This is a genomic window from Streptomyces sp. NPDC051976 (assembly GCF_040680795.1).
GTDB lineage: Bacteria > Actinomycetota > Actinomycetes > Streptomycetales > Streptomycetaceae > Actinacidiphila.
The window spans coordinates 199,081-213,664 of record NZ_JBFAXL010000008.1; the positions used below are offsets into that span (position 1 = coordinate 199,081).

The following is a 14,584-nucleotide window of genomic DNA, read 5'->3' on the forward strand; positions in this document are numbered from 1 at the left end:
GCGCGGATCCGCCGGTGGACCCGGCCGCCAGCTCTGTCGCCTGCCCGCTCATACGGTCTCCCTCAAGGGTGTTGGGACGAGACGGAGACCACCTCGCCGGTCAGATAGGAGCTGTATCCACTGGCCAGGAAGACGATCGCGTTGGCGACCTCCCATGGCTGCGCGGCCCGGCCGAACGCCTCGCGCGCGGTGAGCTCCGCCAGCAGTTCGTCGCTGGTCACCTTCGCGAGGTTGGCGTGCAGGGCGAGCGACGGCGCGACCGCGTTGACGCGTACGCCGAACTCCGCGGCCTCCACCGCCGCGCACCTGGTCAGGGCCATCACGCCCGCCTTGGCCGCGGCGTAGTGCGCCTGCCCGGCCTGTGCCCGCCAGCCCAGCACGGACGCGTTGTTGACGATGACGCCGCCGCCGCGGGCGCGCATATGGCGCAGCGCGGCGCGGGTGCAGCGGAAAGTGCCGTTCAAGGTGACGTCGAGGACGGACGACCACTGCGCGTCGGTCATCTCGGTCAGCGGCGCGGTGCCGCCGAGCCCGGCGTTGTTGACCAGCACGTCGATTCCGCCGAGCCGCCGGGTGACCTCGTCGAACAGCCGCTGCACGTCGTCCTCGACCGTGACGTCGCAGACCACGGCGACGGGCGGCTCGCCGGTCAGCTTCTCCAGTTCGGCCGCCGACTGCTCCAGCCGCCGCTCGTGCCGGTCGCTGATCGCCACGACGGCGCCCTCCTCGGCGCACCGCCGCGCGGTCGCGAAGCCGATCCCGCTGCCCGCCGCGGCCGTGACGAGGACCGTACGGCCGCTCAGGAGGCCGTGTGCGGGCTCGTAAGGCGGCGGCCCGGCGCTCGTCCCGCCGGTCATCCGCGCGGCTCCTTGGGCAGCCCCAGGACGCGCTCGGCGATGATCGTGCGCTGCACCTCGTCCGACCCGCCGTAGATCGTGTCGGCGCGGGAGAACAGGAACAGGTGCTGGGCGGCGTCCAGTTCGTACGGTGTCTCGGGCCGCCAGTCGCGCGGTCCGGTCGCTGCGGCGGGGCCGCGTACCGTCATCGCCAGTTCGCCGAGCCGCTGGTGCCAGCCCGCCCACAGGAGTTTGGCGGTGCTGGGCGCGGCAGTGTCGGCGGTGCCCAGGGTGCGCAGCGCGTTCCAGCGCATCGTGCGCAGCTCGGCCCACAGACGGATCAACTGCTGCCTGATGATCGGATCGTGGAGTGCGTTGTTGCGCCGGGCAGCCTCGGCGACCTCTTCCCACTCCCTTGTGAAGCCGATCTGCTGGACCAGCGTGGACACCCCGCGTTCGAAGCCGAGGAGCGCCATCGCGACCTGCCAGCCGCCGCCCTCGGCGCCGACGAGTTCGGTGGCGCGAGCGCCGTCGAAGAACACCTCGTTGAAGTCGGCGGCACCCGACATCTGCCGGATCGGGCGCACCTCGACGGCGCCCGGCTGGTCCATGGGCAGCAGCAGGAAGCTCAGGCCGTGGTGGCGCCGGGAGCCGGGTTCGGTGCGGGCCAGCACGAAGCACCAGTCGGCGTCGCGCGCCAGCGACGTCCAGATCTTCTGCCCCGATACGCGGTACGAGCCGTCCGACGGGTCACGGACCGCCGCGGTACGCACCCCGGCCAGGTCGGAGCCCGCGCCCGGCTCGCTGTAGCCCTGGCACCACAGCTCCTCGCCGCGTGCCACGGCGGGCAGGAAGCGCGCGCACTGCTCGGGTGTGCCGTGCGCCTCCAGGGTGGGCGCCAGCAGCTTCTCGCCGATGTGCCCGGCTCGTACGGGGGCGCCGACGCGGGCGTACTCCTCGCCCCACGCGACCTGTTGGGCGAGCGAGGCGCGCCGGTTACCGCCGTACTCCCCCGACCAGCCGAGGCCGATCCAGCCCGCGGCGCCGAGCGTGCGCTCCCAGGCGCGGCGGTCGGGCGCGTCGGCGACACCAGGTGCGGCGGCGCCGGGAGCGGCGGCCGGGGCGGCGGCGAGCGCGGTGCCGGAACCGCCCGTGCCCGGCACCCGTGAGGTGCGGGTTTGTGTCACGGGCGCGCTGGGCACATGCGCGGCCAACCACTCACGCGCCTCGGCGCGGAAGGCGTCGACCTCGGGTCCGAAGGTGAAGTCCATGGCGCTCCCTACAGGACGGGGCGGTGGTCACCGCGCGTTGGGCCGCTCTTTCGCGGCAGCGGCACGGCGCATCGCGCCGAGTTGTTCCAGCAGCGGCATGGGATCGGTGCCCAGGGTGCCCGGGAGGACGTCGGCCAGCTTCTCGGGCGTCCACGGGCCGTCCGACCAGGCGGTGCGTATCTCCCTGGGCTGCGCCCAGAGGGCGATCTTGGGGCCCGCGACGGTGTAGACCTGCCCGGTCACCTCGGCGGCGCGGTCGGAGAGCAGATAGACGACGAAGGCGGCCACGTCCTCGGGCTCGCCGATCTCCTTCAGCTCCATGGGCACGCCCGCCGACATCCTGGTCCGGGCCACGGGCGCCACGCAGTTCGCGGTGACGCCGTACTTGTGCAGCCCCAGTGCGGCGCTGCGGACCAGGGAGATGATGCCGCCCTTGGCGGCCGAGTAGTTGGCCTGGGAGACGCTGCCCTGGTGGTTGCCGCTGGTGAAGCCGATCAGCGTGCCGTAGCCCTGCTTGCGCATGACCGCGGCGGCGGCCCGGAAGACGGTGAAGGTGCCCTTGAGGTGGGTGGCGATGACGGGGTCCCACTCGTCCTCTGCCATGTTGAAGAGCATGCGTTCGCGCAGGATTCCGGCGACGCAGACGACACCGTCGAGCCGTCCCCAGCGCTCGGTGGCAGCGGCAACGATCCGGGCGCCCGCCGCCATCGTCGACACGTCGTCGGCGACGGCCACCGCCTGCCCGCCGGCGGCCTCGATCTCCTTCACCACCGACTCGGCGATCTCGCTCGCCGGTTCGCTCGTGCCATCCATGGAGACGCCGTAGTCGTTCACCACGACGCTCGCTCCCTGCGCGGCGCAGGCGATGGCGATCGCGCGCCCGATCCCGCGTCCCGCTCCGGTGACGGCCACGACTTTTCCGGCCAGGAAGTTGCCCACGTCCCGCCCCTTCTCATGGTTTCTGACGGACCGTTAGATTTTACGAGTGCTCACCACACCCAGCACAAGACCCCTGCCGGCCGGGGTTCCGACACACCACGGCCGACCGCTTCCGCCCACGACTTGGAGGTCCCGGTGACCTTGCCCGACGCCTTCCTCGACATCGCTCGACGGGTCAACAACTGGGGCCGCTGGGGGCCTGACGACGAGATCGGCACCCTGAACCTGATCACCGACGAGGTGGTGCGCGCCGCGGCCGCGACCGTACGCAGCGGGCGCCGCGTACCCCTGGCGGTGCCGCTGCGGCAGGACGGCGTGCAGACCGGCATGATCCCCGGCCGGGTCAACCCGCTGCGCACCATGGTCGCGCTCAACCTGGAGATGTTCGGGCCCGGCACCATCGCCACCAGCGACGACGTCGTCACCCTCGGCCTGCAGGCGGGCACCCACTGGGACGGGCTCACCCATGTCTCGCACTCGGGCCGGATCTACAACGGCCGCCCCGCCGACACCGTGACCGCGCACTCCGGCGCCGAGTTCAGCGGTATCGAGAAAGTCAGCTCCCTGGTGTCGCGCGGCGTACTGCTCGACGTGGCAGCCGCGCTGGGCGTCGACCGGCTGCCGGGTGGTCACGCGGTCACGCCGGAAGACCTGGACGCGGCGGAGGAGTTGGCGGGCACCAAGGTGCGGGCCGGGGACATCGTGCTGGTGCGCACCGGGCAGATCCAGGCGTATCTCGGCGGCGACAAGCAGGCGTACGCCTATCCGTCACCCGGGCTGTCGATCCGTACCCCGGAGTGGTTCCACGCCAGGGATGTGGCGGCGGTCGCCAACGACACGCTGACCTTCGAGATCTTCCCGCCGGAAGTCGAGGATCTGTGGCTGCCGGTGCACGGGCTCGACCTGGTCGAGATGGGCATGCTGCAGGGCCAGAACTGGAATCTGGAGGGCCTGGCGGCGGCCTGCGCGGAGGCGGGGCGGCGCGAGTTCTGGCTGGACGCCACCCCCGAGCCGTTCGTCGGCGGGGCGGGTGCGCCGGTGGCGCCGGTGGCGGTGCTGTGAGGCGGTAGGAGCGGGGCGGGGTGAGCGCGCCCGAGTGTCGGGCCTGGTCGGTCCGGGGCAGCCGCCCTTAGGAGAGGACCGCCTGGGCCTTGGCGCGGTCGACCTCGCACCAGATCTGCTTGCCCGCGCCCTCGGGCTGCCAGCCCCAGCGGTCGGCGAGTCCGTCGACCAGCTCCAGGCCGCGTCCGCCGGTCTCGTCGCGGGTCGCGTGCCGGGGGGCGGGCGGGGCTTCGCTGGCGTCCGCCACCTCGACGCGGACCGCGCTCGCGGGGGCGGTCGGGAAGAGCATCCGCAGGACCGCGGGGCAGCCGGTGTGCACCACCGCGTTCGTCACCAGTTCGGAGATGAGCAGGATCAACGTCTCCGCGACTGGTTCATCGGCTCCTATGCCGGAACCCGCCAGCCGGGAACGCGCCCAGCGGCGGGCGCGACCGACCTCCGCGGGGTCCACACCGACCTCAAGCTGAACTTGAAGCACCTGCACTGCTCACACCATCCGAACCGGCGGACACAACGCCTCGCGCCTGCCCGAGATCACCGTGCGTGACCTCGGCACCACACAGCATGATTGACCGACAGTCACCCCAACAAGCGCTTCGGGCATATTCCAGCGCAACGGAGTAGGCGTGCTGCATACTGTGCGGCACATCCGCCGGGGAACCGAACGCCCAGCCGTGATGCCCGCCCGACTCGGTCGGGCGGCACCTTTGGGGAGCCTGGAACGCACGCGCACCCGATGGAGCGTACCCGAGCCACATGCCGACTCCAGTCCGTAGCACGTCACGCCTCGGACACAACACCGTGCGATCACTCCGCGATCTCACCGTCAACGGACGGTAACTCTGTGTACGCAGAGTCATCGCAACAGCCCCTCCGCCAGAACTTCCTCGTCCGCGCCGGCCGCTCCGCCGCCAAGGGTGGACACCCAGGACCGTTTGATGTGCAGATGCACGTCCGCCTCCCAGGTGAAGCCCATGCCGCCGAAGACCTGCAGGCAGTCACGGGCGTTGCGGGTCGCGGCCTCGTCGGCCAGCAGCCGGGCGGCGGCGCCTTCGTACGGATCGGCGCTGACCGCTGCGGCGTAGACCGCGGTACGGGCCAGCTCGGCGCGCACCAGCATCTCCGCACACAGGTGCTTGACCGCCTGGAAGGCTCCGATGGGCCGCCCGAACTGCTCGCGCTCCCGGGCGTGTTGCACCGCCATCTCCAGCGTCCGCGCCGCACTCCCCATCCGTTGCGCCGCCTCCAGCAGCCCGGCCTCCTGGCGCAGCCGTACGGCCGACACGGGTGCATACCTTGCGGTCGATATTTCCGATATGCCCATGGACTGCACCAGGTGCAGCGCGGTGAGTGGATCGACCGACCGCAGGGGCTCGGCCGCTTGCTCAACGGCCTCCCCTTCCATGACGACGGCCTCTATTCCGTCACCATGGGCACGCATATCTCGCATATCGGGTGTATCACGCGTATCGGGCCCGAGGACGAGTACGGCGTCGGCCGCACTCAGGTGCGCGATTGTGTGCGGCCCCTGTCCCGCCAGGTCGAGTACGGTCACCACGGCCTCGCCTGTCGCCGCGCCGTCGACCAGACCGGCGGCAAGGTGCGTGGCCGCCAGCGGACCCGGCAGCAGGGCGCGTCCGGCCTCCTCGAAGAGCAGTACGGCCTCGGGCATGCCGAGGCCCACCCCGCCCTTCTCCTCGGGCAGTCGCAGCGCGAAGAACCCGGCGTCGCCGAGCGCCCGCCACAAGGTGCGGTCGAGGCCGCCCGGCCCGTCCACGGCCGCACGCAGCGCGTCCCGGTCGAAGCGCGCGGCCAGCAGGTCCCGCAGCGCGGTGACCAGCGCGTGCTGGTCACCGGTCACCCGGAAGTCCATGTCGGGGCACCCCCTTCCTTGATGCTGTGCGTTCCCTGTGGAGTGCCCGGCCCCTGTGTGTCCTTGGGGAGGCCGAGGATCCGCTCGGCCACGATGTTGCGCTGGATCTGCGAGGTGCCCGCGGCGATCGAGTAGGACAGCGAACTGAGCCGGTCGGCCGTCCAAGGCTGGGCCGCGTCGCACGCGTACGGTCCGAGGACGGCGGCGGCGGTGTCGTAGAGGCGCTGGCGGGCTTCGGAGTAGCGGAGCTTGAAAACGGACCCGCCGGTACCCGGAGTGCCGCTGCCGCCGGTACGCAGGGCGTGCTGGGACGCGCTCACGTTCCATTGGGTCAGGCGCCACAGCACCGAGAACTCGGCGGCCAACCGGCCCAGCGAGCGGCGGATGACGGGGTCGTCCCAGCGCCCGTTGGCCCGGGCCGCCCTGGCGACCTCGCCCAGAGTGCGGCGGCAGGCGACGACTTCACCCACGAAGGCCGTACCGCGCTCGAAGGACAGCGTGACCATGGTGACCCGCCAGCCGTCGTCCTCCGCGCCCACCCGGTTGCCCACCGGCACCCGCACCTCGTCGAGGAACATCTCCGCGAACTCCGTGGACCCGGCGAGCGTACGCAGCGGCCGTACGGTCACGCCCGGTGCGTCCATCGGCATCGCCAGCCAGCTGATGCCGTGGTGCTTGGACGTGGCCGCGTCACGCGGGGTGGTGCGCACCAGCAGTTCGCACCAGTCGGCGACTTCGGCGTGCGAGGTCCAGATCTTGGAACCGGTGACCACATAGGTGTCGCCGTCGCGGACCGCCCTGGTGCGCAGCGACGCCAGGTCGGAGCCCGCGCCGGGTTCGCTGAACCCCTGGCACCAGATCTCGTCACCGCGCAGGATCGGCGGCAGCCAGCGGCGGCGCTGGTCGTCGGTGCCTTCGGCGGCGATCGTCGGGCCGGCGTGCAGCAGGCCGACGAAGTTCGCCCCGACATAGGGCGCCCCGGCCCGCTCGGTCTCCTCCAGGAAGATCAGGTGCTGGGTGGGCGTGGCGCCGCGGCCCCCGGCGTCGGCGGGCCAGTGCAAACCTGCGTAACCGGCGTCGTACAACAGCCGCTGCCAGCCCGTGTCGTAGGCGCGGCGGCCCGGCCAGTCGCCGGGGTCCGGGGGCGGCGGCAGCGTGGGCAGCACCTTGCGCAGCCAGTCACGCAGTGCCGCGCGGAAGGCTTCCTCCTCCTCGGTGTAGTCCAGGTCCATCCGGCCTCACCCCGCGCCGTAGACGGGTTCGGGGGCGGGCGCCTCGGCAAGCAGCTTGTGCACGACGGGGCCCAGTTCGGCGGGGCGCCAGCGGCGGCCGGCGTCCGCCCGGGGGCCGTGCCGCCAGCCGTCGGCGACCGAGACGGCGCCGCCCTCGACCTCGAAGACCCGCCCCGTCACCTCACGTGCGTCCGGGCTCGCCAGCCAGACCACGAGCGGTGACACATTGCCGGGGTGGTAGACGTCGAAGCCCGCCGCCGGGCGCGCGACCAGCTCCGGCATGGCCTGTTCCGTCATCCGGGTGCGGGCGGCGGGGGCGATGGCGTTGACGGTCACTCCGTAGCGGGCGAGTTCGACCGCGGCGACCTGGGTGAGCGCGGTGATCGCCGCCTTGGCTGCGGCGTAGTTGCCCTGGCCGACGCTGCCGAGCAGGCCCGCGCCCGATGTCGTGTTGATGACGCTCGCCTCCACCGCCTCACCCGCCTTCCGCCGTTCCCGCCAGTGCGCCGCCGCGTGCCGCAACGTCGCGAAGTGCCCTTTCAGATGGACCTGTACGACCGCGTCCCACTCCTCCTCGGTCATCGAGACCACCATGCGGTCGCGGAGGATCCCCGCGTTGTTGACCAGCACGTCCAGCCGTCCCCAGACGCCGACGGCCGTGTCCACGAGAGACCGCGCGCCCTCCCAGGTGGCGATGGACCGGTCGTGCGCGATCGCCTCGCCGCCCGCGGCGCGGATCTCCCGGACCACGCCGTCGGCGGACTCCACGTCGTTGACCACGACTCTCGCGCCCTCGGCGGCGAAGGCGAGGGCGTGCTCCCGGCCGATACCGCGCCCGGCGCCGGTGACCGCGACGATCCGGCCGCCGACCCCGGCCTCACCGGTCAAGGTCCAGCTCCAGCATCCGGATCGCGTTGCCCCGCATGAGCTTGTAGACCGTCTCGTCGTCGAGCCTCTTCACATGGTCCTCGGCGACGGCCCGGGTGTCGGGCCAGGTGGAGTCGACGTGGGGGTAGTCGGTTTCGAAGGTCGCGTTGTCGACGCCGACGGTGTCGAGGGACGCGACGCCGTGCCGGTCGCGGAAGAAGCAGCAGAAGATCTGCCGGTAGTAGTACGTGGACGGCGGCTCGGGTATCAGGTCCTTCACCCCGCCCCAGGCCCGGTGTTCCTCCCACACGTCGTCGGCCCGCTCCAGCGCATAGGGGATCCAGCCCATCTGCCCCTCGCTGTAGGCCAGTTTCAGCCGCGGGAACTTCACCAGCACCCCCGAGAACAGGAAGTCCATCATCGACGCCATCGCGTTGTTGAAGCTCAAGGACGCCTGTACGGCCGGGGGCGCGTCGGGGGAGGCGGCGGGCATCTGCGAGGACGACCCGATGTGCATGTTCACCACGGTGCCGGTCTCCTGGCACACCGCGAAGAACGGGTCCCAGTACCCGGAGTGGATCGACGGCAACCCCAGATGCGTCGGGATCTCGCTGAACGTCACCGCCTTCACCCCCCGGGCCGCGTTCCGCCGGATCTCAGCGACGGCCAACTGCACATCCCACAGCGGGATCAGGCACAACGGGATCAGCCGGCCCCCGCTGTCACCGCACCACTCCTCCACCATCCAGTCGTTGTAGGCCCGCACACACGCCAACGCCACGTCCTTGTCGTGCGCCTCCGCGAACGTCTGCCCACAGAACCGCGGGAACGTCGGGAAGCACAACGAGCCCTCCACATGATTGAGATCCATGTCCTTGAGCCGCTCGACCGGATCCCAGCAACCACGCCGCATCTGCTCCCGCGTGATCCCGTCCAGCGTCATCTCGTCCCGGTCGAAGCCCACCGCCGCGATGTTGCGCTTGTACGGGAACTTGAGGTCTTCATAGATCCACCAGTCGGTCGGCGGACCGTCCGGGTCCATCGTGATCTGGTACTTGCCGCCGACGTAGGCGAGTTCGCCGATGCCCGCGGTGAGGGGCTGCGGGCCCCGCTCGCGGTACTTGGCCGGGAGCCAGGTCGAGAAGAGATGCGCGGGCTCGATCACGTGGTCATCGACGCTGATGATCCTGGGCAGTTCCATCGACCACTCCCCTATCCACGAATCTGATGGATCGTCAGATATACCGTATCGACCAGCCTCTGGACCGACAAGCGGCAGCGTTCTACCCTTCTGAACAATCTGACGCTACGTCAGTTCACGGTCGGTGCGACTGAGCCCTGACCGAGGCGACCAGGGCCTGTTCCGGCCAGGAGACCGCCAGGAGGGCACCGGCATGGACCCGACCATCGCAACGCTCGGCAACTCCCGGACCCTCTGGGAACTGCTCGACCACCGCGCCGCCCTCAGCCACGACACCCCCGTGCTGCTCGACACCGAAGGCCGCCGCGTCACGTTCGGCGAATTGCGGGCCGCCGCTGTGCGCACGGCCGCCGGGCTGTACGAGCTGGGTGTACGGCCCGGCAGCCGCTTCGCCTGGCAACTGCCCACCCGCGTCGAGAGCGTGATCCTCTCCCTGGCCCTCGCGCGGCTCGGCGCGGTCCAGGTCCCGATCATCCCGATCTACCGTGATCGCGAGGTCGGTTACGCTCTGCGGCGCACCGAGGCCGAGTTCTTCGCCGTACCCGGCCTCTGGCGCGGCTTCGACTACACCGCGATGGCTGAGCGCCTCGAACTCGCCGTCCCACCGCTGGTTCTTGTCACCTATGACTCCCTTCCCGAGGGTGATCCCGCCGTCCTCCCCGCCCCACCGTCGGACGGCACGGCGGTCCGCTGGATCTACTGGACCTCCGGGACCACCTCGGACCCGAAGGGCGTCCTGCACACCGATCGCAGCCTGATCGCCGGCGGCTCCTGTCTGGCACACGCGTTGGAGATGCGACCGGAGGACATCGGGTCGATCGCCTTTCCGTTCGCCCACATCGGCGGCCCCGACTATCTGGTGATGCTGCTGCTGTACGGCTTCCCGGCCCTGCTCCTGGAGCAGTTCTCCCTCCCCGGCTCTCTGGACGCCTACCGGACACACGGCGTCACGATGGCGGGCGGCTCCACCGCCTTCTACTCGCTCTTCCTGGCCGAGCAGCGCAAGCAACCCGGCGTGAAACTGATCCCGACCCTGCGCCTGCTCTCCGGCGGGGGTGCCCCCAAGCCGCCCGAGCTCTACCACGAGGTCGTCCGCGAACTGGGCTGCGAACTCGCCCACGGCTACGGCATGACCGAGGCCCCCATGATCACCATGGGCTCCCCCCGCGACACCGTCGAACAGCGCGCAGGCACCGAAGGGCGCCCTCCGGCGGGTATGGAGATCCGTATCGCCGATGACGGTGAGGTGCGGCTGCGCGGCGAGGCGGTCTGCCAGGGCTACACCGATCCGGCGCTCTCCGCCGCCGCCTTCGACGACAAGGGCTTCTTCCGCACCGGGGACCTCGGCCACCTCACCGAGTCGGGCCATCTCGTCCTGACCGGCCGACTCAAGGACGTGATCATCCGCAAGGGCGAGAACATCTCCGCGAAGGAGATAGAGGAACTCCTCTACGAGCACCCGTCGGTAGGCGATGTCGCCGTCATCGGCCTACCGGACGCCGAGCGCGGTGAGCGCGTCTGCGCCGTCGTCGAACAGCCGCCGGGTGCTCCCGTCCTGACCCTTCGCGCCGTCACCGACCACCTCCGGCAGGCAGGGCTCGCCGTGCACAAGCTGCCGGAGCAGTTGGAGATCGTCGACGCCCTGCCCCGCAATGAAGCCTTGCGGAAGGTCCTCAAGTTCAAGCTCCGCGAGCGCTTCGGCGTCGCCTGACGTCAGCTGCCCTCGCCTGAGGCGACGAAGATCGCGTACGCCGACGCGTCGAAGAGCACGAAGCGGACTTCCTCCACCGCAGTGCCGGAGCCGCGCACCGTCTCGACCGCGATGCGGGCGCCGTCGTCCATCGGCCAGCCGTAGACGCCGGTGGAGATGGCCGGGAAGGCAACGGTGGCGGCGCCGAGCTCCTCGGCGACGCGCAGCGACTCGCGGTAGCAGGACGCCAGGAGATCCGACTGGTCCTGGTGTGCCTGCCAGACCGGGCCGACCGTGTGGATCACCCAACGGGCGGGGAGCCGGCCGGCGGTGGTCGCGACCGCCTGCCCGGTGGGCAGTCCGCCTCCGTAGTGCGAGGCCCGCAGGGCACGGCAGGCGGCGAGGATCTCCGGGCCTCCCTTGCGGTGGATGGCGCCGTCGACGCCGCCACCGCCCAGGAGGGAGGAGTTGGCCGCGTTGACGACCGCGTCCACCTGCTGTTCGGTGATGTCGCCCTGCGTGAAGGTGATCTGGACCATGGGGACATCGTGCCTCACTCCTTGATTCCGGCGAAAAGGTTGGATTCGGGCAGTCGGGCGGTGACGTGGGAGCGCGCGAGGACGTAGTCCTCGGTGGGCCAGAGGGCGCGTTCCAGGTCGCGGGGGTGGGAGAAGAAGGGGTTGTCGGGCGCGGCCTGCGTCGCGTGGGCGCGGAAGGCGCGGTCCCGGGTGGCGAAGTGGTCGTCGCAGCGGATGCGCGTGGTCGGGGTGAGCTCGGCCGCCCAGTCGGGCCAGCCCTCGAGCACCGGGCCTATCGATGACGGGATGCCTTGTGCCGTCATCCCCCGGTGCAGGGTCTCGAACCACGTCCGGGAGAAGGCCACCAGGTAGTACAGCTTCAACGGCTGCCAGACGGGGCCCGCCCCGACGAAGCGCGCGGGATCTCCCGCGGCGTCGAACGCCTCGACCGCGACGCGGTGGGTCTGGAGGTGATCCGGATGGGGATAGCCGCCCGATGAGTCGTAGGTGATGAGGACATGGGGCCGGACCGAGCGGATGACCTCGACCAGGCGCTCCGCGGCAGTGGTGACCTCCTGCACGGCGAAGCAGCCGTCCGGCAGGGGCTCCCCCGGGCCCGGCAGGCCAGAGTCGGTGAAGCCGAGGAACCGCTGACGCACGCCGAGCACCTCCGCGGCGGCCGCCATCTCGCGGCGGCGCACCTCGGACAGCGCGGCCCGGATGTCAGGCGTGTCGAGCAGGGGGTTGAGCACGTCACCGCGCCCACCTCCCGTGCACGTCACGACCGTGACCTCGACGCCGTGGTGGGCGTAGTGGGCAAGTGTCGCGCCGCCCTTGCTCGACTCGTCGTCGGGATGGGCGTGGACGGCCATGAGACGGAGTGGGGCGCCCGACGGCGCCCGCGTACTGTTCTTTATCATGGACCTAAATTTAGGTCGGACCGACAGATCCCGTCAAGAGGATTTTTAGGTCCGACCTAGTAATGTGGGAACCATGGCCCGACTCCGCGAGTTGAAGAAGCAGCAGACCCGGCAGGCAATCACCCACGCGGCCACCGTTCTCTTCGTCGAGCGGGGCTTCGAGGCCACGACGATCGCCGACGTCGCGGAGGCCGCCGGGGTCTCGAAGATGACCGTCACCAACTACTTCCCGCGGAAGGAGGACCTGTTCTTCGACATGCACGAAGAGGTGGTCACGGGCCCCGCCCGTGCCGTCGCCGCCCGTCCCGTCGGCGACTCGGCACTGGACGCGGTGCGCGGCGACTACCTCCGGGCCGTCGAGCGGCATGACGCGCTGCTGGGCTGGACGCAGCCCGGCTTCACCCGGCTGATCGACGAGAGTCCCGTGCTGCGTGCGCGGCTGCGCGAGATGTACGACCACCAGGAGCAGGCGCTGTCCGTGACCCTTGCCGTCGCCGTCGGCGAGGAACCGGACGCGTTCGAGCCGCGCCATGCGGCCGCTCAACTCAGCACGGTGCTGCGGCTGTTGTTCGGTGAGGCGCAGCGCCGGGTCCGGCAGGGGACCACGGAGGTCGAGCTGTTCGACGCGCTGGGACGTACGGCCCGGCAGGCGTTCGCCCGGCTGGAGCCTTCCCTGGGGGCCTATGCGGTGCGGGAGTTCCCCGCGGAGGGACCGGACGGATGCGAGGCGCCCGAAGAAGCCCAGGGGGCAGCGGGACCCGGAGACGTGGAATGAGTGCGCGTGATCACGCGTGCCGCGTCGACCACCAAGGGTAAAGAAGGAGGGGGAATGGCTGAAAACAGCGGCTGATTCAGGCCGAGAGCGGCCTTGCGGCGTCGTCGGTGGCGGCCGTCAGGTCAGGGAAGACCTCGAAAAGCCGCCGAACGCCGAGCGCGGCGAGCACACGGTTGACGTGGGCGCCACCGCCGTAGCCCTCGGCGAGGGCGCGGCTGTCCGGCGCGGTGTCCTCGGGCAGCACGATGCGGAGGCGGCCCGCGCAGGAGCGCATCAGCCGTCGGGCGCCGATGAGTACGCCGACTCCGCTGGAGTCGCAGAAGCGCACGTCAGCGAGGTCGAGTACGACCTGGCGACGGCCGGCGGCAACGGCGTCGTGGACCTTCTGCCGGACGGCCGGTGACGAGATCAGGTCCATCTCGCCTGCGACCGTGACCACCACCCAGCCTTCTCGCTCGGCCTGGGTCACCAGCATCGGCACCCACCTCGCCTCGGCTTCGATTTCAGCAACGTCATCATCCTGACCCTATGCCCGTTCTCAGCCGTAACTCTGCAACCTTCTGGTCACACCCGGATAACAGACCGCCAAAACCGATCACATGCAGCGCCAGGTTGGTGCAAAGCAGCGCACGTCGCCCAGGGGGGCCGTTACATTCGACGTGAGCGCGTTCGGGCGGACCGAACACACTCGGCTACGGTCGGTGTTCATGACGGACGGTCCGCCGGGGGCCTCGGGTTGAGCACGGTCGGCAAGGGCGGCGACGAAGCGAGGCAAGGGGGCCGGTGCACATGGCGACACCCGCACCACCGCGCTGGGACCGCAAGATGCAGCAGCGGCTGGCGCGCGGCGAGGAGGCCGCACTCGGTGAGCTCTACGACCGCTACGCGTCACTCGTGCACAGCCTCGCCCACCGGGTGATGGACGACGACGATGCCGCCGACCTCATCACGCGAGAGGTGTTCGGCTACATCTGGGAGAACCCGGACGCGTACAACCCCAAGCACGGTTCGCTGCGTTCGTGGATCGCGACGCTGACCCAGCGCCAGGCGGTGCACCGGCTGCGGCAGTACGAGAACCGCGGGCGGTCGACGCCGGACGAGGTGGAGGCACGGGTGCGGGAGGCCAACACGGCGGCGCGCGCGGACTTCATCGTCACCTCGATGCCGGCGCCCCTGCGCGCCGCGCTCGAACTCGCCTACCGCGAGCGGCTCGACTACCGTGCCGCGGCGGCGGGGCTGGGCGTGAGCGAGGACGAGGCGCGCCGCCGGCTGCGGCTCGGCCTCCAGATGCTCTCGACGGCGATGGAACCGGGCAGCAGGACGGACCACGCGCTCGAACCGCGGGGACAGCGGGGCCGACGGTGAGCGGCCCGGCGTTCCACAACGGCGACGGACCCCGC

14 protein-coding genes and 1 pseudogene are annotated in these 14,584 nt (G+C 70.9%); 4 read left to right on the forward strand and 11 right to left on the reverse strand.

All coding sequences use genetic code 11. From position 1 onward, the window contains the following. Positions 1-62: 62 nt before the first annotated feature. The 3 genes from AB0M29_RS12175 to AB0M29_RS12185 are packed head-to-tail and all read right to left on the reverse strand — an operon-like array spanning position 63 to position 3,046. Positions 63-857, reverse strand: coding sequence for an SDR family oxidoreductase (locus tag AB0M29_RS12175; protein ID WP_365382115.1), 795 nt, complete (start codon positions 855-857; stop codon positions 63-65). Next, on the reverse strand, positions 854-2,107 hold the full coding sequence (locus tag AB0M29_RS12180) for an acyl-CoA dehydrogenase family protein (protein ID WP_365382116.1): 1,254 nt from the start codon (positions 2,105-2,107) through the stop codon (positions 854-856). Before AB0M29_RS12180 ends, AB0M29_RS12175 begins: the two co-directional genes overlap by 4 nt. Positions 2,108-2,134: 27 nt before the next feature. Then, the gene (locus tag AB0M29_RS12185; RefSeq protein ID WP_365382117.1) at positions 2,135-3,046 is read right to left on the reverse strand and encodes an SDR family oxidoreductase; all 912 of its coding nucleotides are present in this window, start codon (positions 3,044-3,046) and stop codon (positions 2,135-2,137) included. A gap of 135 nt (positions 3,047-3,181) precedes the next feature. On the opposite strand from AB0M29_RS12185, the gene AB0M29_RS12190 reads away from it, so the two are divergent. Beyond that, positions 3,182-4,108, forward strand: coding sequence for a cyclase family protein (locus AB0M29_RS12190; RefSeq protein ID WP_365382118.1), 927 nt, complete (start codon positions 3,182-3,184; stop codon positions 4,106-4,108). A 67-nt stretch (positions 4,109-4,175) separates the two neighbouring features. On the opposite strand, the gene AB0M29_RS12195 is transcribed toward AB0M29_RS12190, so the two are convergent. From AB0M29_RS12195 to AB0M29_RS12215, 5 genes and pseudogenes are all read right to left on the reverse strand, one after another. After that, a complete protein-coding gene (locus AB0M29_RS12195) occupies positions 4,176-4,592 on the reverse strand; it encodes an ATP-binding protein (protein WP_365382119.1) in 417 nt (138 codons plus the stop codon). Between the two features lie 372 nt (positions 4,593-4,964). Further along, positions 4,965-5,981: an acyl-CoA dehydrogenase family protein gene (locus AB0M29_RS12200; RefSeq protein WP_365382120.1), complete on the reverse strand. Its 1,017-nt coding sequence runs from the start codon at positions 5,979-5,981 to the stop codon at positions 4,965-4,967. 62 nt (positions 5,982-6,043) lie between these two features. Then, positions 6,044-7,213 (reverse strand): annotated as a pseudogene (locus AB0M29_RS12205) (acyl-CoA dehydrogenase family protein); the annotation flags it as partial. Positions 7,214-7,219: 6 nt separating this feature from the next. Beyond that, positions 7,220-8,101, reverse strand: coding sequence for an SDR family oxidoreductase (locus AB0M29_RS12210; protein WP_365382121.1), 882 nt, complete (start codon positions 8,099-8,101; stop codon positions 7,220-7,222). Then, positions 8,091-9,281, reverse strand: a complete 1,191-nt coding sequence (locus tag AB0M29_RS12215; RefSeq protein WP_365382122.1) for an amidohydrolase family protein — start codon at positions 9,279-9,281, stop codon at positions 8,091-8,093. The genes AB0M29_RS12210 and AB0M29_RS12215 overlap by 11 nt, the downstream gene beginning before the upstream one ends. A gap of 193 nt (positions 9,282-9,474) precedes the next feature. Here AB0M29_RS12215 and AB0M29_RS12220 point away from each other — a divergent pair, with 193 nt between their 5' ends. Continuing rightward, positions 9,475-10,992: an AMP-binding protein gene (locus AB0M29_RS12220; protein WP_365382123.1), complete on the forward strand. Its 1,518-nt coding sequence runs from the start codon at positions 9,475-9,477 to the stop codon at positions 10,990-10,992. Positions 10,993-10,994: 2 nt separating this feature from the next. On the opposite strand, the gene AB0M29_RS12225 is transcribed toward AB0M29_RS12220, so the two are convergent. Both AB0M29_RS12225 and mca read right to left on the reverse strand, forming a co-directional pair. Further along, complete coding sequence (locus tag AB0M29_RS12225) at positions 10,995-11,510, reverse strand: O-acetyl-ADP-ribose deacetylase (protein WP_365382124.1); 516 nt, start codon at positions 11,508-11,510, stop codon at positions 10,995-10,997. Between the two features lie 14 nt (positions 11,511-11,524). Beyond that, the gene (gene mca, locus AB0M29_RS12230; protein ID WP_365382125.1) at positions 11,525-12,361 is read right to left on the reverse strand and encodes a mycothiol conjugate amidase Mca; all 837 of its coding nucleotides are present in this window, start codon (positions 12,359-12,361) and stop codon (positions 11,525-11,527) included. Between the two features lie 121 nt (positions 12,362-12,482). Here mca and AB0M29_RS12235 point away from each other — a divergent pair, with 121 nt between their 5' ends. Beyond that, positions 12,483-13,184 carry a TetR family transcriptional regulator gene (locus tag AB0M29_RS12235; protein ID WP_365382126.1) on the forward strand — a complete coding sequence of 234 codons (702 nt, stop codon included), beginning with the start codon at positions 12,483-12,485 and terminating at the stop codon, positions 13,182-13,184. Between the two features lie 76 nt (positions 13,185-13,260). Here the strand turns inward: AB0M29_RS12235 and AB0M29_RS12240 are convergent, their stop codons facing one another. After that, the gene (locus AB0M29_RS12240; protein WP_365382127.1) at positions 13,261-13,659 is read right to left on the reverse strand and encodes an STAS domain-containing protein; all 399 of its coding nucleotides are present in this window, start codon (positions 13,657-13,659) and stop codon (positions 13,261-13,263) included. A gap of 314 nt (positions 13,660-13,973) precedes the next feature. Between AB0M29_RS12240 and AB0M29_RS12245 the strand changes: the two genes are divergently transcribed. Beyond that, on the forward strand, positions 13,974-14,549 hold the full coding sequence (locus tag AB0M29_RS12245) for a sigma-70 family RNA polymerase sigma factor (protein WP_365382128.1): 576 nt from the start codon (positions 13,974-13,976) through the stop codon (positions 14,547-14,549). Positions 14,550-14,584: the final 35 nt, after the last annotated feature.

Excerpts from the sequence above, each read along its gene's own strand:
- AB0M29_RS12175 (WP_365382115.1), bottom strand. The coding sequence starts at position 857 with ATGACCGGCGGGACGAGCGCCGGGCCGCCGCCTTACGAGCCCGCACAC.
- AB0M29_RS12180 (WP_365382116.1), bottom strand. The coding sequence starts at position 2,107 with ATGGACTTCACCTTCGGACCCGAGGTCGACGCCTTCCGCGCCGAGGCG.
- AB0M29_RS12200 (WP_365382120.1), bottom strand. The coding sequence starts at position 5,981 with ATGGACTTCCGGGTGACCGGTGACCAGCACGCGCTGGTCACCGCGCTG.
- AB0M29_RS12215 (WP_365382122.1), bottom strand. The coding sequence starts at position 9,281 with ATGGAACTGCCCAGGATCATCAGCGTCGATGACCACGTGATCGAGCCC.
- AB0M29_RS12220 (WP_365382123.1), top strand. The coding sequence starts at position 9,475 with ATGGACCCGACCATCGCAACGCTCGGCAACTCCCGGACCCTCTGGGAA.
- AB0M29_RS12225 (WP_365382124.1), bottom strand. The coding sequence starts at position 11,510 with ATGGTCCAGATCACCTTCACGCAGGGCGACATCACCGAACAGCAGGTG.
- mca (WP_365382125.1), bottom strand. The coding sequence starts at position 12,361 with ATGGCCGTCCACGCCCATCCCGACGACGAGTCGAGCAAGGGCGGCGCG.
- AB0M29_RS12235 (WP_365382126.1), top strand. The coding sequence starts at position 12,483 with ATGGCCCGACTCCGCGAGTTGAAGAAGCAGCAGACCCGGCAGGCAATC.
- AB0M29_RS12240 (WP_365382127.1), bottom strand. The coding sequence starts at position 13,659 with ATGCTGGTGACCCAGGCCGAGCGAGAAGGCTGGGTGGTGGTCACGGTC.
- AB0M29_RS12245 (WP_365382128.1), top strand. The coding sequence starts at position 13,974 with ATGGCGACACCCGCACCACCGCGCTGGGACCGCAAGATGCAGCAGCGG.